The organism is Tangfeifania diversioriginum (assembly GCF_900141875.1).
Taxonomy (GTDB): Bacteria; Bacteroidota; Bacteroidia; order Bacteroidales; family Prolixibacteraceae; genus Tangfeifania; species Tangfeifania diversioriginum.
Map to the genome: position 1 here is coordinate 57,168 of NZ_FQZE01000012.1, position 24,871 is coordinate 82,038.

A 24,871-nucleotide genomic window follows, 5' to 3' on the forward strand; every position below is an offset into this window, starting at 1 on the left:
AAATTATGCTTATGGATCCCGTTCAATCTTTAGTTAAAGGCCTTGCCGATAAATACGGAAGGACAAGAGAAAGTCTGCTCCCTGTGATGCAGGGTGTGGTACAGCAAGAAAAATACCTTTCGGAATATTCAATGGTGGAAATTGCCCGGGAGATGGATATTCCGGCATCCGACGTTTACGGCACGGCAACTTTTTATTCATTTCTGGAAACCCAGCCCGCCGGTAAGTTTATTATCAGAGTTTGTAAAACCATTACATGTGCCATGAAAGGGAAAAACCAAATCTTGTTTTCCATTCAGGACATGCTTAAAATTAAAGTGGGAGAAACAACCCCTGATAACCGGTTCACTTTGCTCGAAACCAATTGTCTGGGGTGGTGCCACAAAGCTCCTGCAATGCTCATAAATGATGAAGTTTATACCGATCTCACCCCGGAAAAAATCCGGGAAATTCTTTCAGGGTACATTAAAAAATCAATTTAATTAAAAACAGGAAGCAATGGCATACTCATATCAATTAAAAAGGGTGGATTTCATTTTTAAAAATGAAAACAACTGGGAGAAAGTCCTGGCCACTACCATAAAAAAGAAACCGGAAGAAATTATAAACGAACTGATAAGCTCGGAACTGAAAGGAAGAGGAGGAGCCGGTTTCCCCACCGGATTGAAATGGAAACTCACCGCTGAGGCAAAAGCAAAAAATAAATATGTGATTTGCAACGCCGACGAAGGGGAGCCCGGCACATTCAAAGACCGTGAAATTCTCTCTCGCGTCCCTTACAAAGTACTTACAGCAATGGCTGTTTGCGGCTATGTAACCGGGGCAAAAGAAGGATATATTTACTTGCGTGGCGAATACAAATTTCTCGAAGAAGAACTAAACAAGGCCATCGAGGAGTTCCATTACTACTGCCAAGAGACCAATCTCGATTTTAAAGTCAAAATTTTTATGGGAAGCGGTGCCTATATCTGCGGGGAAGAAACCGCCCTGATGGAATCAATGGAAGGCAGACGGGGAGAGCCACGTAACAAACCGCCATTCCCAACCCAGGCCGGGTACATGGATGGCCCAACGGTTATAAACAACGTAGAAACTTTGGTACACACCTTCACCATTTTTGAATACGGCGCAAAAAAATTCTACGACCTGGGCGTTCAGTACTCGCGCGGAACAAAACTGTTCTCTGTTTCGGGCGACACGCCCAAGCCGGGAATTTACGAACTGGAACTGGGGATGAGCCTGCAGGATTTTGTGTATGAATTTGGCGATGGTGATACCAAAGCCGTTCAGGTGGGCGGTGCATCAGGATTTTTGGTGCCACGTAAAAAATTTAACGACACGGCAATCGGCTACCAGGGAAAACTTGTTGGCATTTCGCTGCCAACAGGTGGCTCCATGATGCTTTTCAACAGTTCACGCTCCATGTTCAACGTGCTCGACAATTACCTCGAGTTTTTCAGGGAAGAGTCGTGCGGGCAATGCACCCCCTGCCGGGTGGGCTGCCAACAACTGCTGCTCGGGATTAAAGCGGTAAAACGCGGTGAAAAACCAGCTTCTTACCTCGAAAAACTGCTGAGGCTGACGGAAACCATGCAGTACACGGCAAAGTGTGGATTAGGACAATCTGTTGCAAATTCTTTCTCTTCTATTGTTGAAAATTTTAGGGAAGAGATGATTTATTAAAATTGAAAATCAGAAAAAAATGGCAAAAAATATCAATATTACAATCAACGGTTATCCTGTTGACGTAAAAAAAGGGAAAACAATACTTGAGGCAGCCGAGGAACAAGGCGTGCGCATTCCAACATTGTGTTACCACAAAGACCTTTGTGTTGCAGGAAACTGCAGGGTTTGCGTGGTTGAGGTAGTCGGTCAGAAAAGGCTTTCGGCAGCCTGCGCAACTCCTTGCGAAGACGGGATGGAAATATTAACCAACAGTCTGAAAGTTCGAAATTCAAGAAAGCACATTATTGAACTTCTGCTGTCGGAACACAATGCCGACTGCACAAAATGCTACCGCAATGGAAGCTGCGAACTGCAGGAACTGGCATCGGAATATAAAATCATGACCCAGGACTTTCTGGAGCTGGCACCCATGAAAAATTATACCATCGATATGTTTTCACCGTCGATAATGAAAGACGACAGCAAATGTATCCGCTGCCAGCGTTGCGTAAGGACCTGCTCCGAACTTCAGGGTGTAAATGCACTCACTGTGGCCTACAAGGGCGATAAAATGAAAATAGCCACTTTCTTTGAAAAACCGATGAACGATGTGGTTTGCACCAATTGCGGACAATGCGTAAACCACTGCCCCACCGGTGCCCTGGTTGAAAAGAATTACATTGAAGAAGTTTGGGAAGCCATTGCCGACCCAACCAAACACGTGGTTGTTCAAACAGCACCGGCGGTACGCGTTGGTTTGGGAGAAGAACTCGGTATGAAACCAGGAGAAAGAGTAACGGGCAAAATGGCGGCTGCCCTTAAGCGGTTAGGTTTCAATTCGGTTCTCGATACCGATTTCACAGCCGACCTTACAATTGTGGAAGAAGGGAACGAGCTGCTGACGCGCCTGAAAAAAGCGCTGGTTGATAAAGATCCGGATGTGAAACTTCCGATGGCAACTTCCTGCTCGCCGGGATGGATTAAATACATCGAGCATCTGTACCCGGAATACCTCGATAATTTATCGACCTGTAAATCGCCGCAGCAAATGTTTGGGGCACTGGCAAAAACATATTATGCCAAAGCCCGGAACCTTGATCCCGAAAACATCGTTTCAGTTTCAATAATGCCTTGTACGGCCAAAAAATTTGAAGCTAACCGCCCCGAGATGCACGACAGCGGTTACCGCGACGTGGATTATGTGTTGACCACCCGTGAGCTGGCTATTTTAATCAAACAGGCCGGACTGGACTTTGAAAAGCTGGCACCTGCAAAATTCGACCGGTTGATGGGCGAATCAACCGGTGCCGGTGTAATTTTCGGTGCTACCGGAGGGGTTATGGAAGCCGCATTACGCACAGCCTACGAGCTGGTTACCGGCCGCGACGTGCCATTCGACAACCTGAACATCATGCCGGTGAGGGGCCTGGAAGGTGTGCGGAAAGCCACTATCAAAATAGAAAAACCACTCAAGGAATGGTCATTCCTCGATGGGGTGGAATTGAAATGTGCAGTGGCCCACGGACTGGTAAACGCAAAAAAAGTGATGGATGCAGTAAAAGCCGGCGAAGCAGATTTCCATTTTATTGAAATTATGGCCTGCCCGGGCGGATGCCTCGGTGGTGGCGGACAACCTATTCCTACCAACCCTGAAATCAGGAGAAAACGCACCGAAGCCATTTATGCCGAAGATGGCGACCTGCCGCTCCGGAAGTCGCACGAAAATCCGGAAATACAAAAACTTTATAAAGATTTCCTGATTGAGCCACTGGGTGAAAAATCACATCATCTGCTACATACAAAATACACGAAACGGAAACATTATTAATATCAATTACTTCTCAAAAAAAAATCCGGTGCCAGGGTGGCACCGGATTTTTTTTTGATCATTATTTTGCTCTTTCAGTTTTCTTCAACCAAAGAACAAACTATCCCAATTCAAAAAACCTTTCCCATTTAGAGAAAATAAGAAGTCATAATCCGAACAACAAAACACTACAAATAAACAACTTACAAAAACAGGATCAGTTCTTGCAAATTCCGGCATTGTAGTTTAGTTAAAAATTTTAGGGAAGATAAACTTTAAATTACTTAATCGTAATTGATTTATCTGGTTTTAAAAAGGGCATTTGTACAGAGGGATCCGAAGAGTAGGGTCCCTTTTTTTTATTATTTCATTATATTCGGCAAAATTTTCGGTGCTATGAAATTTACGTCAATGTTAATGCTCTTCTGGGGAATAACTTTTTCCGCCTTTGCCCAGGGACGATACCTCGCTCCAATTACCGATGAAATAGTTACAGAAACTCATACTTATACTTCAAAAGACGGACAAAACCTCGACATGGATATTTACATGCCGGTAAACGATCCGGAAATTGAACGGCCTGTAATTATGTACATTCACGGTGGTGGTTTTCAGGGAGGTGAACGGGACCACGAAAAGAACGTAAAATTTTGTAGCCGCCTGGCAAAACTGGGTTACGTAACGGCATCCATTTCGTACCGGCTGACTCGAAAAAGTAAAAAAGGTGGTTTTGGCTGCAACTGCCCGGCCACAGAAAAGCTAAATACATTCCATGCAGCGATGGAAGATATTCAGGATGCAACTTATTACCTGATTCAAAACAGACACCTGTTTGAGATTGATCCGCAAAAAATAATACTTGCCGGCAGCAGTGCCGGAGCCGAAGCGGCACTGATAACAGCCTACCAGCCCCCCTTTTGTTACGGACTCGAATCGGGCCCGGTTGATTATGCCGGGGTAATCGGTATGGCCGGTGCAATTCCTGACACTTCTATAATTTTTGAGGACTCGGCCGTTCCTTCGTTGCTTTTTCACGGAACTGACGACAACCTGGTACCTTATGCCTCGGCACCGCATCATTACTGCAAACCCAATGCACCTGGGTACATAATTTTGCACGGCTCGCATACTATTGCAAAAAAACTGGCACAGCTTGAAATACCACACTGGCTACACACTACCTGCGGTGGCGGACACGAAATGGCCAGCAACCCTATGAGCGATTATTTTGATGAAATTGTAAACTTTTGTTTTAACTTTGTGCTCAGCGGTACCGCTGAAAACCGTCACACTGTGGTGCAGGGAATTCAGCAAAAACCGGAATATGAACAATTTAATTTCTGTGAACAATGAAAAAAACAATCTTTATCTTTCTGCTTTTAATTCCAACCGTTTTACTTTCGCAACCAATGAACATCGTTTCTTTCAATATAAGGCTCAACACCCCAAGTGACGGAGAAAACGCATGGCCCAACCGGATTGAAATGGCCACCGGATTATTGAAATTTCACGAAGCTGACATTTTTGGTTTGCAGGAAGCCCTCCACGGCCAAATTTTAGATATTGAAAATAAAATGCCCGGATACGAATGGTTTGGTGTGGGCCGCAAGGATGGTAAACAAGGGGGCGAATTCAATCCTATCTTCTACAAAAAATCAAAATACAAATTGCTGGACCACGGCACTTTCTGGCTGTCAGAAACACCAGAAGAACCAAGCACTGGATGGGATGCAGCACTCAACCGGATTGTTACCTGGGGCATTTTTAAATCGAAAGATACAGGTAAAGAATTTATGGTTTTCAATACCCATTTTGACCATGTGGGCGTGGAAGCCCGGAAAAATTCAGCTACACTTATTCGCGAAAAAATACAAAAAATGGTACCCGCCAACACCCCGGCAATTCTAACGGGTGACTTTAACCTCACTCCCGACCAGGAACCCATTAAAATGCTCAAAGATTACCTGGGTGACAGCCGCGAAGTAACAAAAGAATCTCCCTACGGACCTGTAGGTACGTATAACGGGTTTGATATTAACGCCGATTTAAGCAGCCGTCGGATTGATTATATTTTTGTGAAAGGAGACATCGAGGTTTTAAAATATGCTGCCTTAAGCGAAATTAAAGACAACCGGTTTCCCTCGGATCATTTACCAATAATTGCCAAGGTGCAGCTAAAATAAAGAGTTCCTTAACAATGGATAAAATCAGGGATTTTCATACTTAACCTTCTTGCTCGAAAATCAGGACAGTTCATTATTAATGACCAATATTGTTACAATTTAATTGTATAAGCAGCTTCAAACTGAAGAAATAAAACTTTTACCCCCGCAAAAACTACTTAATGTTAATTTTATATTGAAATCTTACCGCTTTCCATTGAACTACTTGGTATAAATTTATGATATTTGTTCCTTAGCAAATCAATAGATTTACAACTCAAAAAGTCAAATACTTATGTTCAAAATTCAAACGTTAAATAAAATCGATCCCGACGGTCTTAGATTGTTTCCCCTCAACAACTATGAAATTGCAAGCGAAATTCCCAATCCTGATGCCATTGTGCTTCGCAGCTTTAAAATGCACGACATGGAACTCCCCTCCTCGTTAAAAGCTGTTGCCCGTGCCGGTGCCGGAGTAAATAACATACCGGTTGAAAAATGCACCGAAAAAGGGATTGTGGTTTTCAATACGCCCGGCGCCAATGCCAATGGGGTAAAAGAACTTGTAATTGCAGGCCTTTTACTTTCCTCGAGAGACATTATCGACGGAGCAGCATGGGTCAAAACACTGGCTGACAAAGGAGACGAAATCCCGGCATCGATTGAACAGGGGAAAAAGAATTTTGGAGGCCAGGAGATTAAAGGAAAAACGCTTGCAGTAATTGGGTTGGGAGCCATTGGAGTGCTCGTGGCTAATGCTGCCCAGACCCTGGGAATGAACGTAATCGGATACGACCCCTATATGAAAGTTCAGCAAGCACTGAAACTGAGCAACCAGGTAACCTGGGTGGAAGGCATTCAGCCAATACTGGCGCAGGCCGACTATGTGACACTAAATATCCCGCTCACCCCCGAAACCGAAGGATACATCAACAAAGAAAAATTCAACATGATGAAAGACGGCGTGCGCCTGCTCAATTTTGCACGCGGCGGACTGGTAAACCGGAGCGATTTAAAAGAAGCCATTGCCGCAGGTAAAGTTTCACGCTATGTGACCGATTTCCCCAACGAAGAAACCCTGAATATGGACAAGGTCATTGCCATTCCGCACCTTGGCGCGTCAACAAAAGAGTCGGAAACAAATTGCGCCGTTATGGCGGTAAATCAGTTAAAAGATTTTATTGAAGACGGTAACATAAAAAACTCGGTTAATTTTCCCGAGGCATTTATGGAGAGAAACGACGGGGCCAGAATATTAATTGGCAATAAAAATATCCCCAACATGGTCAGCCAGATTTCCAGTGCGCTGGCTTCCGAAGGGTTAAACATTGATAACATGCTGAATAAAAAGCGTGATAACATTGCCTACAACATTATTGATGTAACCCGATCCAAAATTGATGAACAGCTCATTTCCAAGCTAAAATCAATTGAAGGAGTTTTCATGGTCCGAATAATTCAGAAATAAGAATATTTTAACACTGCACAAGAGGAGCCTGCGGGTTCCTCTTTTTTTGTTATTTTTGGGCTGAACCTCTGTTACAGAATAAAAACTAAAATAATAATAACATGAGTAATCAAATTGACAAAAAAGCAGCTGATAACATCCGTATTCTGTCGGCCGCAATGGTCGAAAAAGCCAAATCGGGGCACCCTGGTGGTGCGATGGGAGGTGCTGATTTCATCCACATCCTTTTCTCCGAATTTTTAAACTACGATCCGTCAGATATGGAATGGCCCAATCGCGACAGATTCTTTCTCGATCCGGGACACATGTCGCCCATGCTTTATTCCGTGCTTTCCATGGCCGGAACATTCACCATGGATGATCTAAAGAACTTCAGGCAATGGGGCAGCGTTACACCCGGCCATCCTGAAAAAGATGTGGCAAGGGGAATTGAAAACACCTCGGGTCCCCTGGGACAAGGTCACTCCATGGCAGTTGGAGCTGCCATTACTGAACGGTTCCTGACAACCCGCTTTGGCGACTGGATGGCACACAAAATTTACACTTTCATATCCGATGGCGGAATCCAGGAAGAGGTATCGCAGGGTGCCGGCCGGATAGCAGGGTACCTGGGCCTCGGAAACCTCATCATGTTTTACGACTCAAATAAAATTCAGCTTTCCACAAAAACCAATGTGGTTACGGCTGAAGACACGGCAAAAAAATACGAAGCCTGGGGTTGGAATGTGCTTACAATTGACGGCAATAACCAGGACCAAATCAGGGAAGCCCTGAAAAAAGCCAATGCCGAAACACAAAAACCCACACTCATTGTTGGCGAAACAGTAATGGGGAAAGGAGCTGTTACTGAAGATGGCAGCTCGTTCGAAAGCCAGACTTCAACTCACGGAATGCCACTGTCGAAAGCAGGAGGATCATTTGAAAAAACCATTGAGAACCTGGGTGGCAACCCCGAAAATCCGTTTCAGATTTTTGAAGAAGTTAAAGAATTTTACAACAAACGAAAAGAAGAACTGATAAAAGCCGCAGCTGACAAAAAAGCACAGCAGGCTAAATGGGAAAAAGAAAATCCGGAGCTGGCCCAAAAACTGAAAACATTCTTTACTGATGAAGCGCCTCAATTTGATTTTTCTTCAGTAGAACAAAAAGAAAACGTAGCCACCCGCGGAGCCTCAGGCGCTGTGCTGGCAGCAATGGCAGGCAAAGTTGAGAACCTGATTGTGGCTTCGGCCGACCTTTCCAATTCCGATAAAACCGACGGTTTCCTGAAAAAAACCCAACCATTGCAAAAAGGCGATTTCAGTGGTTCATTTCTCCAGGTTGGTGTAAGTGAACTCACCATGGCCTGCCTGGCCAACGGAATGGCGTTGCACGGCGGCGTTATCCCGGTTTGCGGAACGTTCTTCGTTTTCTCCGATTACATGAAACCAGCCGTGCGCCTTGCTGCATTAATGGAACTTCCGGTAAAATACGTTTGGACACACGATGCATTCCGCGTTGGTGAAGATGGCCCCACCCACCAGCCAGTGGAGCAGGAAGCCCAAATCAGGCTGTTGGAAAAACTGAAAAACCACAGCGGTGAAAACAGCATGCTGGTGCTGCGCCCTGCCGATGGAAACGAAACCACAGCGGCATGGAAAATGGCTGTTGAAAATACAGCTACACCCACAGCATTGATACTGTCGCGCCAGAATATTGAGAACATTCCGGCCAGTGGTGATCCGTATCAATCGGCACTGCAAACCGAAAAAGGAGCCTACATTGTGCTGAAACCAAAAGCCAAACCAGATGTGGTTCTCGTAGCCAACGGTTCAGAAGTATCGTCGCTGGTTGACGGTGCTAAACTTCTGTCTGAAAAAGATAACCTGAACGTGCAGGTGGTTTCAGCCCCTTCCGAAGGATTGTTCAGGAACCAACCAAAAGACTACCAGGAAAGTGTGCTGCCCACAGGAATTCCACGTTTCGGACTAACGGCAGGATTACCGGAAACGCTCACCGGACTGGTTGGCGAAAACGGCTCGATTTGGGGAATGGAAACATTCGGATTTTCTGCTCCTTACAAAGTGCTGGATGAAAAACTGGGCTTTAACGGCGAAAATGTGTACAAACAGGTAAAAGAAATGCTTTCTTAAAAAAGCGTTCAAAATAGTTTTTATTGAAGAAGCTGTCCTTAGCCGGATGGCTTCTTTTTTTATGACTCTAAATGAGGGAGCTACAAACCAGCATTAACATATATCAACAAGTCATTGGGGGTTGAATTAAATTTCTATTTTTGGGAAAAACAATCTCAACTATAAAAAATGAAGAACCTGCTATTACTTACCGTTATTGTACTTCTTTCAGCAAGTTGCTCGAAGCAACAAAACAACTGGCACCAATATACCGGGCCCAACCGGAATGCAACAATTGAAGGTGAACAAATTTTTGAGTCATGGCCGGAAGATGGCCCGAAAGAGTTATGGTCGTTCCCGCTGGGGCCGGGCTATGGCGGAGCCAGTATTTTCGGCGACGAGGTTTTTGTCCTCGACCGCGAGAAAGGCGAAAAGGATATTCTCCGCTGCATCGATTTAAATACCGGCGATGAGAAATGGAATTATTCTTACCAGGCCAAAGGTGAACTCCCCTACCCTGGATCGAGGGCCGTTCCAACCGTTGACGAGAACTATATTTGGAGTGTTGGCCCACATGGCCATTTTCACTGTTTCGATAAGAAAACACAGCAACCCGTGTGGTCGCTCAATATTCTTGAAAAATTTGATGGAAAACTGCCCAACTGGGGCGTTTCGCAATCGCCGTTAATTTATAACGACTGGGTAATTGTTGCCCCGCAGTCGCCAAAAGCGGGTGTGGTAGCTTTTGATAAACTAACCGGTGAAATCGCCTGGCAAAGCCGTCCGCTCACCGGACACAATTTCCATGTCTCGCCTGTTTTGGCCAGCTTCGGAGGAGTTGACCAGGTGGTAATGATTAGTCCATACGACCGCAAAGATTCAACTTTTTCACACGAAGTGGTTTCGTTCGATGCCCAAACCGGCGAGGAGTTATGGAGTTACAACGGCCTGAAATCATTTAACACAATTTCGCCTGCCACGGTTGTTGATGATACAAGATTGTTCTTAACCGACTGCTCCTACAACGACAATTACCAGCCGGTTTCAATAATGCTGGAAATCAAAAAAGAGGGCAATAATTTTAGCGTGAATGAACTCTTTTTCACCGAAGAAGCAGGCTGTAAAATGCACCCCGGAATAGTAGTTGATAACCACATCTACCTGAACAATAACGGCCGCCCTAATCAGCTGTATTGCATGACAATGGATGGCAAGCTTGTTTGGGAACAGGGTGACACGCCCAATTTTGAAATGGGTTCGTTGATTCGGGTGAATGACATTTTAATTGCACAAAACGGGAAAAACGGCGACATTCACTTCATAAATCCGTCGCCAGATAGATACGATGAGCTGGGCAAAGTTTCGTTTTTCGACTCGGGCAAATCTCAAGCATGGTCGCCAATGGCCTTCAGCAGCGGCAAACTTATAGCTCGCGACATGGAAAAAATGGTGTGTGTTGATGTTGGTGGAAATTGAAAGCAACAATTAAACCACTTAAACATGTTGATTTGCTCCCCACTTTTGCGTAGCAGCGCCACACATTAAATATTTGCAGGCCATAATTTTGCCTGGTTTTCAACCGACAACATAAATTCGTGCATTTGGCACACTCTTTTCCTGTACTTCAGCAAAAAAATAACTTATGATGATTTTACAGGAAAAAGAAATAAAAAAACTGCTCGGACAAAAAGAGCCGGTGCTGTTTCTGGATTACGACGGCACACTCACGCCTATTGTGAAACGCCCTGAAGATGCCATCATTTCTGACGAGATGAAAACCGTTTTGCGGGAATGCGCCAAAAAATTTAAAGTTGCTGTAGTAAGCGGCCGCGATATGGACGACCTGAAAAGTAAAGTTAATCTCGGCAACCTCATCTATGCCGGAAGCCACGGCTTTCGGATTTCCGGACCGGATGGATTGTACAACGAACATGAAAAAACCAGTGAGATACTTCCGCAACTCGATAAAATTGAAAAGCTCATGCAGGAAGTGTTTCCGGCTATTGACAGTGGAATTCAGATTGACAGAAAACGCTACGCCATTGGTGTGCACTACCGCAATGCGAAAGAAAAAAATGTGCCGGCCATAATCGGAAAAGTGAAAGAAATTGTTGAAAAATTTCCGGAATTTAAAACCGGCGAAGGCAAAAAAATTATTGAAGTAAAACCGGATGTGGACTGGCATAAAGGAAAAGCATTGCGCTGGATTATGGACAAACTGGGAGCTGCCGACAAAAACAAATTTATTCCGATTTACATTGGCGACGACATTACCGATGAAGACGGTTTTGAAGCCATTAAAGATTTCGGAATTGGCATTTTGGTTGGTGAGCACGGAAAACCAACAGCAGCAAAGTACAAGCTGAAAGATGTTAGCCAGGTGAAAGAATTTCTGCAAACACTGGCAAAAACAATGAATTAACGCAGGGTTCTTTCAACCGGAAGAAGGCAGGATAAAAAGTGCGGCAGCTTTAATCAGTCTCATAATTTTAAGTTATAATAGTAACGTTCAAATATTTCTTCTTAAATTGAAACAAAAAAATGAAAAAGCAGTTAAGACATTATTTAATCAGTTTAAATGGTATCCTGGCTATCATTTTCGGGCTGGTTACTTTATTTTTTCCCGGGATAACAATTGCGGCACTGGGCATTTATTTTGCCATTTCAATTTTAATAGGCGGCATTTCATTAACAGTGGGCGCCATACGGGGGAAAAACGCAAACAACAATTGGTACCTGATACTAATTGAAGGCCTTGTGGGAATTATTATTGCCATTGTAATTTTAGCACGCCCCAAGCTGGTAGCTACTGTTTTTATTACCATTATTGGAATTTGGGCCCTAATAACCGGCCTCTATTTTTTAACAATCTATCTAAAAAAAATGCTGCCCCCGTTTTCAAATATTTTTGTTTTAATTTTGAGCATTTTGTCACTTTTAAGCGGAATCTTAATTGTGCTCAATCCGTTTGAAAGCACGCGCATTGTTACCATTTTAATTGGATTTTACGCCCTGGCTTACGGGCTCTATTCCATTATCAATTCAGCCAGAATTTTTCGTTAACTATGAATAATGAGAATTTGATTTCATAATGAATTTCATAATTTCGAACTCAACAAAACAGAATTTAAAATGAACATACTGATTACAGGAACAAGTTCGGGCCTTGGTTTTGGATTGGCAGGTTACTACCTGGAGCAAGGCCACAAGGTTTACGGGATTAGCCGAAAAGTAAACAGTAGCTTAAAAAGCAATCCCAACTTTAATCTTCTGCCCCAGGATTTAACCATGTTCAGGGAAGTGGAGACCAACCTGTACTCTTTTCTGAAAGGTATTGTTAAACTTGACCTGGTAATTTTAAATGCCGGAATTTTAAACGAAATAAAAGATCTGAAAGACACCCCACTCGAAGAAATCAAAAAAACAATGGATGTGAATGTGTGGGCCAATAAAATACTGATTGAAGCACTTTTCAACCAGGGAAAAGAAGTTGACCAGATTGTTGCCATTTCATCGGGAGCTTCGGTTAGCGGATCACGCGGTTGGAATGCCTATTCGCTGTCGAAAGCCACGCTCAACATGCTCATCGACCTTTATGCAAAAGAATTTACAAAAACACACTTTTGCGCACTGGCACCGGGGCTTATCGATACCAACATGCAGGATTACATTTACAGCCTGGAAGAACTGGAAAAATTCCCGGTGCTGAAAAAGCTGCAATCATCCAAAGGGACTAAAAAAATGCCACCTCCCGACAAAGCGGCAAAAATCGTAGCCCGGGGAATTGAAAAGACACTGGCATACGAAAGCGGTTCTTTTCTCGATGTCAGAAACATGTAATTCCGGCCGATTTTTCAAAAAAAACAACAAAAACAGAGTGTATGAAACCACAATCGAATGAAGTAATTAAGAAAAACATTGTTGAACAGCTCGCATGGAACGATGCCATTGATGCCAACAAAGTTCAGGTAGAAATTAAAGACAAAAAAGTGATATTAACCGGAAGCGTGCCCAGCTACAGCTCAAAAATTGATGCGGCACGCGAAGCCATGTCGGTGGCCGGGAACTTCGAAATTGACAATCAGCTTACCGTGAAATTTGAAGCGAAGCAGGATATTCCCAACGATTTTGAAATGACCGAAAATATCCAGAATATGCTGAAGTGGAACAGCGATATTAATCCGGTAAACATCAGAGTGGAAACCGACAAAGGCGTTGTTTCATTATCGGGAACTGTTTCGCGTTCGTGGGAAAAAACCAAAGCCGAAAAAATGATTCATGCCACCAAAGGAGTTGTGGATGTGGTGAATAACATTAAAGTCAAGCCGTCATCAGTCCGTTCAGATGCTGCTATTGAAAAAGACCTGAAAAGGGCACTTGAGCGGAATCCGTTGATAGTAGAAGATTCACTGTTTGTTGAAGTTGAAAATGGTGTAATTTATGTGAGCGGCTCGGTAACCACGGAGTCAATCAGAGACGAAATTCTCGACCAGGCAATCAACACCGCCGGAGTGGTTGATGTAGTAAATGAAATTACAATCGGGTAATCGCAGTTTTTGCTTCTGGTTTCTGTTGCCGGGTTTTGCTCTGGAAATAAACCTGCACCATTTATGAAGCAGTACTTTCTTCTTTAGTTTTGAAAGTTTCAGTTTTGGTGAACTTGTTGTAGCTTTCTTTTACTGAATCCACTTCTTCTTTAATAAATTTTTCGATGTTTTTCACGGTTACTTCCTCTCCCATCATTTCGAGGCGTTGTGCGGTGGTAACGGCTTTGGGCACTGCAATCCAAAGTATTAAATAAGCCAGCACAGCCGCTCCGGTAGTTACAAAAGCCAGCAATACAAAAATGATGCGAACAAGCACAACATCCATGTTAAAATACACGGCAATTCCGCCGCAAACGCCGCCCAAAACTTTTTGGTCAGGATGCCGATAAAGCCTTCTTTTAGGTTTCTTTTGTCCGACCAGCGGCTCTTCATCTCCAATTTCTTCTTCAAAAAATTCGGGTGTTCCCATTGTTTCAATCACTTCGTTTACACCCTCCAGGGTCACCGCATTTTTTCCATCCTCCGTTTTCTGACTGAAAATTTCGGCAATCCGGGCCTCAATATCCGATGTAATCTCTTTTCCTTCTTCTTCTTTGCCAAAATAATTCTGGAGGTTGACCAGGTATTTTTGCAAAACGGTGTAGGCATCTTCTTCAATATGAAATACCCTGCCGCTTAAATTAATTGTGAATGTCTTTTTCATCTCAGGTTATTTTTTTACAAGTTAAAAATTGTTTTTAAAATTTCAGGCTCTCATCTGTTTTACTTTATTCACTGCATCCGATAATTCCGTCCACGATCCTTCCAGCTCGGTCAAAAAATTTCGGCCTTTTTCAGTAAGTTCGTAATATTTGCGGGGTGGTCCCTGTGTCGATTCTTCCCAGCGGTAGGCCAGCAAACCATCGTTTTTCAAACGGGTGAGCAACGGGTAAAGCGTGCCTTCAACTACAATCATTTTGGCATCTTTCAACCCTTTTATTATGCTGCTGGCATAAAGCGGCTCTCCGTTAAGGACCAGGAGGATACAGTATTCCAGTACTCCCTTCCTCATCTGTGCTTTTGCATTTTCTATTTTCATTTGATTTGAATTTTTAATTGTTTTTCCTGGCTTTTTCCCTAATATCTACCGCTGTGCATATAAGCAGTTCCATCCTTTTAAAACAGACTGCCGTTCAGCATCCAGTTTTCAACTTTCAGTTCATCCTCAGCTTCTTCAGCTATTTCAAACGTAGTGTAAAACCTGGCCTCGTCAGTCATCCACTCTTCCAGTTCCAAAGGTTCATCGGTTTCTGCTTCCAGTGAAATAAAGGTTCCGAAATTGCTTTCATTAACCATCCACTCTTCAACTTCCAGCGAATTTTCACTTTCAATTTCCAAAAGAGCAGCAAACGAGTCAGAAGCCTTAAAACTTGCTTCAGTAGCCGATGCCAGCCGTGGCTCGTTTGCTGAAAGTGCGGTGTAACCTTCTGCGTTCGATGCATAATAAGATTTCATACTTTCCTGGGCATTTACTGCTACACTTATAATAATTAAGCTAGCAAAAATTAATGCCATTGTTAAAGTTACGTGCTGAACTTTTTTGCTTTCCTGTGATTCAATTTTTGTTTTCATGACTCATCCTCCTGTTTTTTAATTTTTTTTGTTTCTGTTTTTTCTGTTTCGCTATTAAGACGCTGCGATTTTTAATTCGTTACACTCTATATAGAACTTTTTTTAAACTATTACTGTTTTTTGCCTTGTTATTTGCTATACAAATATAATGACAAAAAATAGAACCATGCAATACAAAGTAGTGATTTTTTTGAAAAAATTTTATCACTTTTCATTAAAACGCTGTCTAACAGACTATTATTATTGAAAAAAATTTCAACAAGAATTGGAATTTAATCTGTTTGGATAATTGAAATCTATCTGAGATTTGAATATTGGGTTTTGAAATTTGGACATTGGAGTGAATTCCCTATCAACTTTTCAGAAAGCTCCTCCTTTTTGCTTTCACCTCTCCCACTGCCTTGTTGGTCGAAATTATTTTAAGTTTCAGACCAGGCTGGCTACATTAGTGTAATATTTTATCTTTGTCAGATTATTTAAATGTCAAAATTCAGATAGTATGAAATTAGCACTGATAGGATACGGAAAAATGGGGAAAGAGATCGAAAAAATTGCCCGTTCGCGCGGACATGAGATTGAGCTCATTATTGATATCGACAACCAAAACGATCTGACAGTTGAGAACCTACGCAAATGTGATGGTGCCATTGAATTTACGATTCCCGATTCGGCAGTGGAAAACTATTTCAAGTGTTTTGAAGCTGGAATTCCGGTAGTTAGCGGAACCACCGGCTGGCTCGATCGCAAAAACGAGGTTTATGAAAAATGCCGCGAAACCGACGGCACATTTTTTTATGGCAGCAATTTTTCGGTAGGCGTAAACCTGTTTTTCGAACTGAACAGGCAACTTGCCCGACTGATGGCTTCCCGCCAGGAATACAAACCCGAAATGACCGAAGTGCATCACACCCACAAACTGGATGCACCCAGCGGAACTGCCATCAGCCTTGCCGAAGACATGATTGAAATTTTGCCCGAAATAAAACAATGGTCGAAAGAAAAAGCAGAATCAGATAACGAGTTCCCTATCAAATCAGAAAGAGAGGGCGAAGTACCCGGCATCCACACCATTAAATACGATTCGGATGTGGACTACATAGAAATTACCCACAGCGCCAAAAGCCGCAAAGGCTTTGCTCTTGGGGCAGTCCTGGCAGCCGAATTCAGCAATGAAAACAAAGGAATACTTTCCATGAAAGACATGTTAAAACTTTAAAAATATTTTAATGATTAAAGAAATTCTTACCAACAAATGGTTCAAATTTATTAGTGTTGGTACACTGTACACCCTTTGGGTAATCTGGCTCGGAAGTTTCTGGTGGTTACTGGGCCTCGGCGTTATTTTCGATATTTACATCACCGAAAAAGTCCACTGGGCTTTCTGGAAGAAAAAAAACCCGCCGGGAGGAAAGCAAACAAAAGTTGTTGAATGGGTTGATGCCATCATTTTTGCCGTAATTGCCGCTACTTTTATCCGCATGTTTTTTATTGAAGCCTACACCATTCCAACTTCTTCAATGGAAAAATCGTTGCTCGTGGGCGATTACCTGTTTGTGAGCAAAGTAGCGTACGGCCCCAAAACGCCGAACACCCCGCTGTCGTTTCCGTTTGTTCACAACACACTTCCGCTTACACGTACCAAAAAATCGTATGTGGAGTGGATTAAACAACCCTACAAACGGCTGGCAGGTTTTGGCGATGTAAAAAACAATGATGTGGTCGTTTTCCATTTCCCCGAAGGCGACACGGTGGCGCTTAATGTTCAAAATCAGAGTTATTACCAGTTAATTCGCACCTACGGACGAGATCGGGTTTGGAACGACACACGCAGTTTTGGCGAAGTTGTGGCCCGCCCGGTTGATAAACGCGAAAACTACATTAAACGCTGCATTGGTATCCCGGGAGATGAAATTCAGATGGTACGCGGCCAGGTTACCGTTAACGGAAAACCACAAAAACATTTTGACGGGGTTCAACACAACTACATCGTGCGTACAAACGGGACATCAATCAACCCGAGAGCTCTGGATCGCCTCCATATTGCCGAAGACGACCGGACTGTTTTTTCAAGCGAGCGCTATGTTTTCCCGCTTACCGATGAGAATGTGGAAAAACTAAAAAATTTTGCCAATGTGACTTCAGTGGAAAAAATTGTGGAAGAACCGGGCGATTGGGAACCTGCCGTTTTTCCCGGCGACGAAAATTTCCCCTGGAATGTGGATAATTTCGGGCCGCTTACCATTCCGTCAAAAGGCGAAACCGTTCAGCTAACACCCGACAATCTTCCGCTTTACGAACGCATTATCGATGCGTACGAGAACAACGACCTGGAAGTAACAAACGGGTCCATCTATATTAATGGTGAAGAAACAACCAGCTATACTTTTGACATGGATTACTACTGGATGATGGGCGACAACCGGCACAACTCGGCCGACTCGCGCTACTGGGGTTTTGTTCCCGAAGACCATGTGGTGGGGAAAGCAAGCTTTATCTGGCTTTCGCTCGACAAAGACCGTTCACTGCTGCAAAAAATTCGCCTGCGCAGAATGTTTCGCACAATTCATTAAATAAATTGGACATAACTTATTTTTAAGAGGATAGCAAATTTCTGCTATCCTTTTTTTATATTGCTAAAAAATTATTGAAATGAGCGCAGTTATAATCATCATCCTTATCCTGGCCATTTTACTGGTCATTTTTACGCTTCAAAATTCGTTCGAGATTACCATAACCGCTTTTTTCTGGGAAATCCCCAATGCACCGTTGGTTCTAGTGCTACTTTCAAGTGTTCTGCTGGGGTATATCATCTCAGCTCTCTATTTTTATCCAAGAATATGGAAGCTTAAAAAAGAGAATAAAAAGCAGAACAAAACAACCGAAAAATTGAAAAAGGAACTGCAAGAAGAAAAATCAATCGAAACTGAAAAAACCGGCCCCGAAGGGATAGAACTCGATGTAAATGAAGAAGAGGAAGACACTTCTTTTTTTAAAGAATAAAAATCCAACACATCTCCCTACTTACAATAAATTTTCCAACCTCCTGATTGGAAAAAAGTTTGACAATATAAATCCTCATGATATTTTTTAAAAGAAAGCCCGTTTTAAAACAGTTAAACTCTGTTGCAGTGTTTTGTGCTAGTTTAATTGCAGCGCTATTTTTTTGTGGTTTTAACAAACGCCCCCGGACTTTTTCCAATATGTTTTTTGAACAACCTCGAAAAATAAAAGGGATCTTCGTAACCCAACGCAAATGCCACCTCTTTTATTCTCATCGATTTATTGGTCAGCAAGCGAATGGCTTCCTGCATTTTCAGGTTGATAAAATAATCAAAAGGCGATGATCCTGTTCTGTTCCTGAAAATTTTGGAAAGATGAGATTCCGACAGCTGAACCTTGTTGGCAATATCCTGAATTTTGATGCACTTGTTCAGGTTTTCCTGCATAAAAAAGATAGCCTGTTCGACCGGATTTTTACTATGATAACCTTTCGAAGCGCGGTACGTTTCCACATAAAAAAAAGAGGCAAGCAAACAGCTTAACGATAAATTGGCAAATTCAATGTTCTCTTGTGAAAAGCCCAGTTCCAGAGAGGTCAGTATTTCGTTAAAGAGGTTGATTCGGTCATCCACCCGGGAGGTTGTTACAGTTTTTAGCATCATCGGGACACCGAAAAACTTTTCGAAACGATGACTTTTCGCTCCACCGAAATGGATCCAGTAAATTGACCAGGGATCATTTTCAAAAGCCCAGTAAGAATGTGACCGGTGAGCCGGAATGACAAAATAGGAATTGGGTTTTATTAAATAAGATTGTCCATGAACCTGAATGGTCCCGCTGCCGCTTATACAATAGATAAGAATATTTTCATGAATACCCGATTTTCTTGTCCGGTAATGGTGAAGCGCATAAGGATAAAACCCAATGTCGGTTATGTAAAGGGCTTTTGTTAAGGGATTTGACTTTATTTTATTTAATATTTTGGTTGGCATTACAATACTTCTGTCTCCAAAAAAACTGTCCATTTTTCCGGTTACAGGCTCTGTGTTAATTTTTTTAACTTTCATCATTCTGTCTTTATTATTTGTTTACAGATTACTGATTTAAAACTCATTGCAAAAATAGGATTTCCAGATTTGCTAAATTTCTTTATTGGACTTCAAATATATATTAAATCCAGCAAAATTTTGGCAATAGGTTCCATGTTCATTTTTAACATTTTCTATATAAAATAGAATTATCCATTTTTTCCCATAATTTTCTATTGTTAAATGAATAGGATTAGAATATCATTGCACTATAATGAAAACTATCTTTTATATAAGACAAAATCAAATGTAGTTACTATGAAAAAAATCAGTCTGTTTTGTTTTCTAAAACAAGCAAAACAGTTAAATTTTGTTGCAGTGTTTTGCGCGGGTTTAATTGTGATGCTGTTTTTTTCCACTAATCTTTTTGCATACCCTGGGATTTCGGAATCCATTTCCGAAGCAGGGCAGCAAACAGAGATTTCCGGAAAAGTTTTGGATACTGAAGGGTTGCCCCTGCCAGGTGCAACCATTACGGTTTTGGGTACCTCACGAGGTGTAATTACTGATAATGATGGTACTTACTCTATCAATGCGGCACCGTCCGATAAACTTGTTTTCTCGTTTATCGGGATGGAAAGCCAGTTAATTGATGTGGAGAACAAAACCATTATTGATGTTACCATGGAGCCAAAAACCGAAGAGCTGGATGATGTAACCGTTGTTGCATTTGCACGGCAGAAAAAAGAGAGCGTTTTGGCTTCCATTGAAACGGTTAAGCCTGAAGACCTCAGGGTACCGGCCAGTAACCTGACCACAGCCCTGGCAGGACGAATGTCAGGAATTATTTCGTACCAGCGGAGTGGCGAACCCGGACAAGATAATGCCGAGTTCTTTATTCGTGGCGTTACTACTTTCGGGTACAAAAAGGATCCGCTTATTTTAATTGACGGGATTGAACTTTCTACCGATGACTTAAGCCGTCTACATCCCGATGATATTGCGGCATTCTCGATTATGAAGGATGCCACCGCTACGGCTTTATACGGTGCGCGTGGTGCCAACGGTGTTATTTTGGTTACAACCAAAGAGGGGCGCGAAGGAAAGGCAAAGGTGAACATCCGGTTTGAAAACTCTATATCGCAACCCACACAAAACATTGACCTTGCTGATCCCATAACATACATGCAGCTCCATAACGAAGCGGTTAAAACCCGCGATCCGCTTGGACTGCTCCCTTACTCTTTAAGCAAAGTTGAAAACACAATAAACGGAACCAATCCGTATGTGTATCCAACTACCGACTGGCAATCTGAATTGCTGAAAGATTACACCATGAACCAACGCCTGAATTTCAACATCAGCGGTGGAGGGGAAGTAGCACGTTATTACCTGTCAGGTGGTGTTACAAAAGACAATGGTGTGCTGGATGTTGACCAACGCAACGACTTCAACTCCAATATCGATTTAAAAAGATATTTAATCCGTTCCAACATCAACATCGACCTGACTAAAACCACAGAGGCGGTTGTTCGCGTTCACGGAACATTCGACGATTACCGCGGGCCAATACAGGGAGGTACCGAAACCTACAAGGCAATTGTCCGTTCCAATCCTGTCCTGTTCCCGGCTTATTATCCGCCCGGCGAAAAATACCAGCATACCAATCATATTCTGTTCGGTAATTACGGAAACGGGAATTACATTAACCCGTATGCTGAAATGGTGAAAGGTTATAAAGAATACAGCCAGTCGCTGATGCTTGCACAAATTGAATTAAAACAGGATTTGAAGTTCATTACAGAAGGCCTGCGGTTCAGGTTATTGGGTAACACCACACGAAATGCTTATTTCGATGTAACACGTAATTATAACCCGTTCTTTTATAATGTAACAGATTATAATAACCGCACGGATGAATACGAACTTCAGTTGCTGAACTCAGAAGAAGGACGGGAATACTTAGATTACCAGGAAGGACAGAAAATCGTTTCATCAACGTTTTATGCTGAAAGTGCCCTCGACTACGATCGTACTATTGCTGAAAAACATACTGTTACCGGTCTGCTCGTTGGTATTATGAGACAATCGCTCTACGGAAATGCCGGCGACCTGCAGCGGTCACTTCCCTTCCGTAACCTCGGTATTTCCGGTCGTTTCACGTATGCATACGACACCAAATATTTCCTTGAATTCAACTTTGGGTACAACGGTACCGAGCGTTTTTCTGAAAACGAACGGTTCGGGTTCTTCCCCTCTGCCGGTTTTGGCTGGTTAATTTCAAAAGAAAATTTCTGGCAACCATTATCAAACGTAATTACCGAATTCAAATTAAAGGCAACCCACGGTTTGGTAGGTAACGATGCCATCGGTTCGCAGAATGACAGGTTCTTCTACTTATCGAATGTAAACCTGAACGATGGAGGAAGAGGCTATGCCTGGGGGGCCGACGGTGGTTACTCACGCAACGGGGTTTCCATTTCGAGGTATGCCAACGATAAAATTACATGGGAAACAGCTACTAAAACAAATATTGGGGCTGAATTTACCCTGTTCGATAAAATTGAGTTCGATGTTGATATATTTAAAGAATACAGGACCAATATTCTTATGGACCGTCTTTCATTCTCAACATTCGGGCTTCAGGCAAATACAAAGGCCAACGTTGGCGAAGCTTCGAGCAAGGGTATTGACATGTCGGTAGATATTATGCACAACTTTAGCAACGACTTATGGATTACTGCGCGGGGTAACTTCACCTACGCACGGGGTATTTTCGAAAAATACGAAGAACCTGATTACAGTGCTACTCCCTGGCTTTCGCGTGTGGGACAGCCCATTACCCAACAGTGGGGATACATTGCCGAACGCCTGTTTGTTGACGACGCCGAAGTAGCCAATTCACCGTTGCAGGAACTTGGAAGTATTGCCATGGGCGGCGATATTAAATACCGCGATGTAAACGGCGACGACAAAATTACGTCGCTCGACAGGGTGCCAATCGGTCATCCTACCACGCCTGAAATTATTTACGGTTTTGGTGCATCTACCGGGTACAAAAATTTTGATGTCTCCTTCTTTTTCCAGGGGTCGGCTCGTTCGTCTTTCTGGATAGATGCTTACGCTACCTCGCCTTTTGTGAACTACAGCTGGAATGGTGACCCATATGCCGATTACGAGAAAAACAACGCATTGCTGCAGGCTTATGCCGACAGCCACTGGTCAGAAGGCAACCGTGATATTTATGCATTGTGGCCACGTCTTTCCGATTCATTCGAAGACAATAACCTGCAACGAAATACCTGGTTTATGCAAGACGGTTCATTTTTAAGGCTTAAATCGGCCGAAATGGGATATTCTTTACCGAGGAGCTTGTTCCAAAAGTATGGAATTGAAAATTTCAGAATTTACATTAGCGGCACGAACCTACTCACCTTCAGTCGATTCAAACTCTGGGATCCGGAAATGGGAGGCAATGGCCTGGGATATCCTATCCAGAAAGTTTTAAATGCAGGGTTACAAGTTTCATTCTAATAAGAAAGTTACCATGAAGAAAAAAGATTTTATAAAAATTGTTACCATCGTATTACTGTTAATCCCTGGTACAGCCTGCGACTACCTGGACGTAGTTCCGGATAACGTCGCAACCATTGATAACGCTTTTGCCGACAGGTACAATGCCGAGAAATTTTTAGCAACATGTTACTCATACTTACCTGAATTTGGTAATCCATGGCTTAACCCAGGGTTACTTTCGGGTGACGAAGCTTGGTTGAATGAGGAAGTGGATGGCGGCAATATTGAAACAATGTTTATAGCAAAAGGATATCAAAACACCAATACACCTCATCTAAACTTTTGGGATGGCTTAAGGCAACATGGAAGAAATATTAACATGTTCATTGCAATACGTGACTGCAACATTTTTTTGGAAGAAATTGAAAAAGTTCGCGACATATCAACTTTGGAAAGAAGTCGGTGGATTGCAGAGGTTAAATTTTTGAAAGCTTACTACCATTTTTGGTTGCTTAAAATGTATGGTCCCATTCCAATCATCAGGGAAAACCTGCCCATTTATGTTGACACGGAAGATGTCAAAGTTTACCGCGATCCGGTGGACGATGTGGTTGATTACATTGTGAGCCTGATTGACGAGGCACTTCCCGACTTGCCCATTCAGGTAACCTCGGAAACCACCGAAATGGGAAGAATTACAAAACCGGTTGCGGCTTCTATGAAAGCACGTATTTTGGCTACAGCTGCCAGCCCGCTGTTCAACGGCAATTCCGATTTTTCGAGCCTGACCGACAATCGTGGGGGTCAGCTTTTTAATCCCGATTATGATGTGAGCAAATGGCAAAAAGTTGCCGATGCTGCACTGGAAGCAATTGAAACATGCGAAATGGCTGGATTAAAACTTTATGAGCAGTATAACAGCCGGTACGAACATTCCGACGCAATTATGAAAGAACTTACATTGCGCTCGATAGTAACCAGCAAAGGTAGTCCGGAAGTTATCTGGGGAGCAACAAACTTTACCTTTTCGTGGAACTATCAGCGAATGATGCAGCCGTTACTTATTCAGGTTACAACGGCTAACCCGGTAACCCAGCTTTATGGTGCTACTTTGCGTATGGCCGAATTGTTTTATTCTGAAAACGGAGTGCCGATAAATGAAGATCTGAATTTCGATTACGAAAACCGGTACAAACTGAGAACTGCACTGACTGAAGAAAACGACTATGTACGCTCGGGTGAACAAACAGCTATTCTGCACTTCGACCGCGAACCACGCTTTTATGCATCTATCGCGTTCGACCGTGGCACTTATGTTCTCGACCCGGAATACTATACTGTAAGATGTCGTGCCGGCGAATTGGCTACCAAACGTCAACAAGGTGAATTCTCGATTACGGGTTACTGGGCTAAAAAACTCATCAGCCCGTTAAATGCTTTTACAGGCAACTCTTATGCGGCTGATTATGAATTTCCTTTCCCAATCATCAGGCTGGCTGATGTTTACCTGCTTTATGCCGAAGCATTAAACGAAGTGAAATCGACACCGGATGATGAAGTTTATGAATACATCGACAGAGTTCGTGAACGTGCTGGTCTGAATGGTGTAGTTGAAAGCTGGTCGCAGTACTCCAGCCAGCCTTCAAAATCAACTACAAAAGAAGGCATGCGCGAAATTATCCGTCAGGAACGCATGATTGAGCTCGCCTTTGAAGGACAGCGTTTCTGGGACCTGCGTCGCTGGAAATTAGCAGAGCAATATATGAACCGTCCTATTCAGGGCTGGAATATAGGCGGACGCGGACTGGAATTCTACAACGTAACCACAATATTTACACCGCGCTTCGAATTCAAAGATTACTTCTGGCCCATCAGAGAAGAAGAAAGGATTAAAAACCCTAACTTGGTTCAAAACCTGGGATGGTAATAATGAATGATGAAAATTTTAAATTCGTT

Annotated in this window: 21 protein-coding genes; 17 read left to right on the forward strand and 4 right to left on the reverse strand. The window is 42.9% G+C overall.

Annotation, left to right across the window (positions count from 1 at the left end; all coding sequences use genetic code 11):
• Window positions 1–11: 11 nt before the first annotated feature.
• From nuoE to BUC07_RS09390, 12 genes are all read left to right on the forward strand, one after another.
• Window positions 12–482, forward strand: a complete 471-nt coding sequence (nuoE, locus tag BUC07_RS09335) for an NADH-quinone oxidoreductase subunit NuoE (protein WP_073168837.1) — start codon at window positions 12–14, stop codon at window positions 480–482.
• Window positions 483–498: 16 nt separating this feature from the next.
• Entirely contained in the window at window positions 499–1,683 is a 1,185-nt protein-coding gene (locus BUC07_RS09340) for a complex I 51 kDa subunit family protein (protein ID WP_073168669.1), read from the forward strand.
• A 19-nt stretch (window positions 1,684–1,702) separates the two neighbouring features.
• The gene (locus BUC07_RS09345) at window positions 1,703–3,493 is read left to right on the forward strand and encodes an NADH-dependent [FeFe] hydrogenase, group A6 (protein ID WP_073168671.1); all 1,791 of its coding nucleotides are present in this window, start codon (window positions 1,703–1,705) and stop codon (window positions 3,491–3,493) included.
• A gap of 375 nt (window positions 3,494–3,868) precedes the next feature.
• Window positions 3,869–4,825 (forward strand): alpha/beta hydrolase, encoded by a 957-nt coding sequence (locus BUC07_RS09350; RefSeq protein WP_139279527.1) that lies wholly within the window; start codon window positions 3,869–3,871, stop codon window positions 4,823–4,825.
• Window positions 4,822–5,655, forward strand: coding sequence for an endonuclease/exonuclease/phosphatase family protein (locus tag BUC07_RS09355; protein ID WP_073168675.1), 834 nt, complete (start codon window positions 4,822–4,824; stop codon window positions 5,653–5,655). Before BUC07_RS09350 ends, BUC07_RS09355 begins: the two co-directional genes overlap by 4 nt.
• A gap of 274 nt (window positions 5,656–5,929) precedes the next feature.
• Entirely contained in the window at window positions 5,930–7,102 is a 1,173-nt protein-coding gene (locus BUC07_RS09360) for a phosphoglycerate dehydrogenase (RefSeq protein ID WP_073168676.1), read from the forward strand.
• A 101-nt stretch (window positions 7,103–7,203) separates the two neighbouring features.
• The gene (locus BUC07_RS09365) at window positions 7,204–9,234 is read left to right on the forward strand and encodes a transketolase family protein (RefSeq protein ID WP_073168678.1); all 2,031 of its coding nucleotides are present in this window, start codon (window positions 7,204–7,206) and stop codon (window positions 9,232–9,234) included.
• A gap of 168 nt (window positions 9,235–9,402) precedes the next feature.
• Window positions 9,403–10,689 carry an outer membrane protein assembly factor BamB family protein gene (locus BUC07_RS09370; RefSeq protein ID WP_073168680.1) on the forward strand — a complete coding sequence of 429 codons (1,287 nt, stop codon included), beginning with the start codon at window positions 9,403–9,405 and terminating at the stop codon, window positions 10,687–10,689.
• Window positions 10,690–10,855: 166 nt separating this feature from the next.
• A complete protein-coding gene (gene otsB / locus BUC07_RS09375) occupies window positions 10,856–11,635 on the forward strand; it encodes a trehalose-phosphatase (RefSeq protein WP_073168682.1) in 780 nt (259 codons plus the stop codon).
• 119 nt (window positions 11,636–11,754) lie between these two features.
• Window positions 11,755–12,276, forward strand: a complete 522-nt coding sequence (locus BUC07_RS09380; RefSeq protein ID WP_073168683.1) for an HdeD family acid-resistance protein — start codon at window positions 11,755–11,757, stop codon at window positions 12,274–12,276.
• A gap of 69 nt (window positions 12,277–12,345) precedes the next feature.
• Window positions 12,346–13,053, forward strand: a complete 708-nt coding sequence (locus BUC07_RS09385) for an SDR family NAD(P)-dependent oxidoreductase (RefSeq protein WP_073168685.1) — start codon at window positions 12,346–12,348, stop codon at window positions 13,051–13,053.
• A 41-nt stretch (window positions 13,054–13,094) separates the two neighbouring features.
• Complete coding sequence (locus tag BUC07_RS09390) at window positions 13,095–13,760, forward strand: BON domain-containing protein (protein WP_073168687.1); 666 nt, start codon at window positions 13,095–13,097, stop codon at window positions 13,758–13,760.
• Between the two features lie 61 nt (window positions 13,761–13,821).
• Here the strand turns inward: BUC07_RS09390 and BUC07_RS21300 are convergent, their stop codons facing one another.
• From BUC07_RS21300 to BUC07_RS09405, 3 genes are all read right to left on the reverse strand, one after another.
• Complete coding sequence (locus tag BUC07_RS21300) at window positions 13,822–14,463, reverse strand: PspC domain-containing protein (RefSeq protein ID WP_073168688.1); 642 nt, start codon at window positions 14,461–14,463, stop codon at window positions 13,822–13,824.
• A 42-nt stretch (window positions 14,464–14,505) separates the two neighbouring features.
• Window positions 14,506–14,838 carry a PadR family transcriptional regulator gene (locus tag BUC07_RS09400; protein ID WP_073168690.1) on the reverse strand — a complete coding sequence of 111 codons (333 nt, stop codon included), beginning with the start codon at window positions 14,836–14,838 and terminating at the stop codon, window positions 14,506–14,508.
• Window positions 14,839–14,915: 77 nt separating this feature from the next.
• On the reverse strand, window positions 14,916–15,371 hold the full coding sequence (locus BUC07_RS09405; protein ID WP_073168692.1) for a hypothetical protein: 456 nt from the start codon (window positions 15,369–15,371) through the stop codon (window positions 14,916–14,918).
• 499 nt (window positions 15,372–15,870) lie between these two features.
• On the opposite strand from BUC07_RS09405, the gene dapB reads away from it, so the two are divergent.
• The 3 genes from dapB to BUC07_RS09420 all read left to right on the forward strand — a co-directional run bounded on the left by dapB (window position 15,871) and on the right by BUC07_RS09420 (window position 18,371).
• Window positions 15,871–16,587 (forward strand): 4-hydroxy-tetrahydrodipicolinate reductase, encoded by a 717-nt coding sequence (gene dapB / locus BUC07_RS09410; protein WP_073168694.1) that lies wholly within the window; start codon window positions 15,871–15,873, stop codon window positions 16,585–16,587.
• A 10-nt stretch (window positions 16,588–16,597) separates the two neighbouring features.
• On the forward strand, window positions 16,598–17,941 hold the full coding sequence (lepB, locus tag BUC07_RS09415; RefSeq protein WP_073168696.1) for a signal peptidase I: 1,344 nt from the start codon (window positions 16,598–16,600) through the stop codon (window positions 17,939–17,941).
• Window positions 17,942–18,020: 79 nt separating this feature from the next.
• Complete coding sequence (locus tag BUC07_RS09420; protein ID WP_073168697.1) at window positions 18,021–18,371, forward strand: lipopolysaccharide assembly protein LapA domain-containing protein; 351 nt, start codon at window positions 18,021–18,023, stop codon at window positions 18,369–18,371.
• Between the two features lie 155 nt (window positions 18,372–18,526).
• Here the strand turns inward: BUC07_RS09420 and BUC07_RS09430 are convergent, their stop codons facing one another.
• A complete protein-coding gene (locus BUC07_RS09430) occupies window positions 18,527–19,441 on the reverse strand; it encodes an AraC family transcriptional regulator (protein WP_083578187.1) in 915 nt (304 codons plus the stop codon).
• Between the two features lie 276 nt (window positions 19,442–19,717).
• On the opposite strand from BUC07_RS09430, the gene BUC07_RS09435 reads away from it, so the two are divergent.
• Together BUC07_RS09435 and BUC07_RS09440 are read left to right on the forward strand one after the other, a co-directional pair.
• On the forward strand, window positions 19,718–22,933 hold the full coding sequence (locus BUC07_RS09435) for a SusC/RagA family TonB-linked outer membrane protein (protein ID WP_083578188.1): 3,216 nt from the start codon (window positions 19,718–19,720) through the stop codon (window positions 22,931–22,933).
• A gap of 13 nt (window positions 22,934–22,946) precedes the next feature.
• Complete coding sequence (locus BUC07_RS09440) at window positions 22,947–24,842, forward strand: RagB/SusD family nutrient uptake outer membrane protein (RefSeq protein WP_073168842.1); 1,896 nt, start codon at window positions 22,947–22,949, stop codon at window positions 24,840–24,842.
• Window positions 24,843–24,871 lie beyond the last annotated feature (29 nt).

Coding starts and splice junctions, on each gene's coding strand:
- BUC07_RS09400 (WP_073168690.1), bottom strand. CDS start 14,838: ATGAAAATAGAAAATGCAAAAGCACAGATGAGGAAGGGAGTACTGGAA.
- BUC07_RS09405 (WP_073168692.1), bottom strand. CDS start 15,371: ATGAAAACAAAAATTGAATCACAGGAAAGCAAAAAAGTTCAGCACGTA.
- dapB (WP_073168694.1), top strand. CDS start 15,871: ATGAAATTAGCACTGATAGGATACGGAAAAATGGGGAAAGAGATCGAA.
- BUC07_RS09420 (WP_073168697.1), top strand. CDS start 18,021: ATGAGCGCAGTTATAATCATCATCCTTATCCTGGCCATTTTACTGGTC.
- nuoE (WP_073168837.1), top strand. CDS start 12: ATGGATCCCGTTCAATCTTTAGTTAAAGGCCTTGCCGATAAATACGGA.
- otsB (WP_073168682.1), top strand. CDS start 10,856: ATGATGATTTTACAGGAAAAAGAAATAAAAAAACTGCTCGGACAAAAA.
- BUC07_RS09370 (WP_073168680.1), top strand. CDS start 9,403: ATGAAGAACCTGCTATTACTTACCGTTATTGTACTTCTTTCAGCAAGT.
- BUC07_RS21300 (WP_073168688.1), bottom strand. CDS start 14,463: ATGAAAAAGACATTCACAATTAATTTAAGCGGCAGGGTATTTCATATT.
- BUC07_RS09435 (WP_083578188.1), top strand. CDS start 19,718: ATGAAAAAAATCAGTCTGTTTTGTTTTCTAAAACAAGCAAAACAGTTA.
- BUC07_RS09380 (WP_073168683.1), top strand. CDS start 11,755: ATGAAAAAGCAGTTAAGACATTATTTAATCAGTTTAAATGGTATCCTG.
- BUC07_RS09385 (WP_073168685.1), top strand. CDS start 12,346: ATGAACATACTGATTACAGGAACAAGTTCGGGCCTTGGTTTTGGATTG.
- BUC07_RS09340 (WP_073168669.1), top strand. CDS start 499: ATGGCATACTCATATCAATTAAAAAGGGTGGATTTCATTTTTAAAAAT.
- BUC07_RS09440 (WP_073168842.1), top strand. CDS start 22,947: ATGAAGAAAAAAGATTTTATAAAAATTGTTACCATCGTATTACTGTTA.
- BUC07_RS09355 (WP_073168675.1), top strand. CDS start 4,822: ATGAAAAAAACAATCTTTATCTTTCTGCTTTTAATTCCAACCGTTTTA.
- BUC07_RS09345 (WP_073168671.1), top strand. CDS start 1,703: ATGGCAAAAAATATCAATATTACAATCAACGGTTATCCTGTTGACGTA.
- BUC07_RS09360 (WP_073168676.1), top strand. CDS start 5,930: ATGTTCAAAATTCAAACGTTAAATAAAATCGATCCCGACGGTCTTAGA.
- BUC07_RS09430 (WP_083578187.1), bottom strand. CDS start 19,441: ATGATGAAAGTTAAAAAAATTAACACAGAGCCTGTAACCGGAAAAATG.
- BUC07_RS09390 (WP_073168687.1), top strand. CDS start 13,095: ATGAAACCACAATCGAATGAAGTAATTAAGAAAAACATTGTTGAACAG.
- lepB (WP_073168696.1), top strand. CDS start 16,598: ATGATTAAAGAAATTCTTACCAACAAATGGTTCAAATTTATTAGTGTT.
- BUC07_RS09365 (WP_073168678.1), top strand. CDS start 7,204: ATGAGTAATCAAATTGACAAAAAAGCAGCTGATAACATCCGTATTCTG.
- BUC07_RS09350 (WP_139279527.1), top strand. CDS start 3,869: ATGAAATTTACGTCAATGTTAATGCTCTTCTGGGGAATAACTTTTTCC.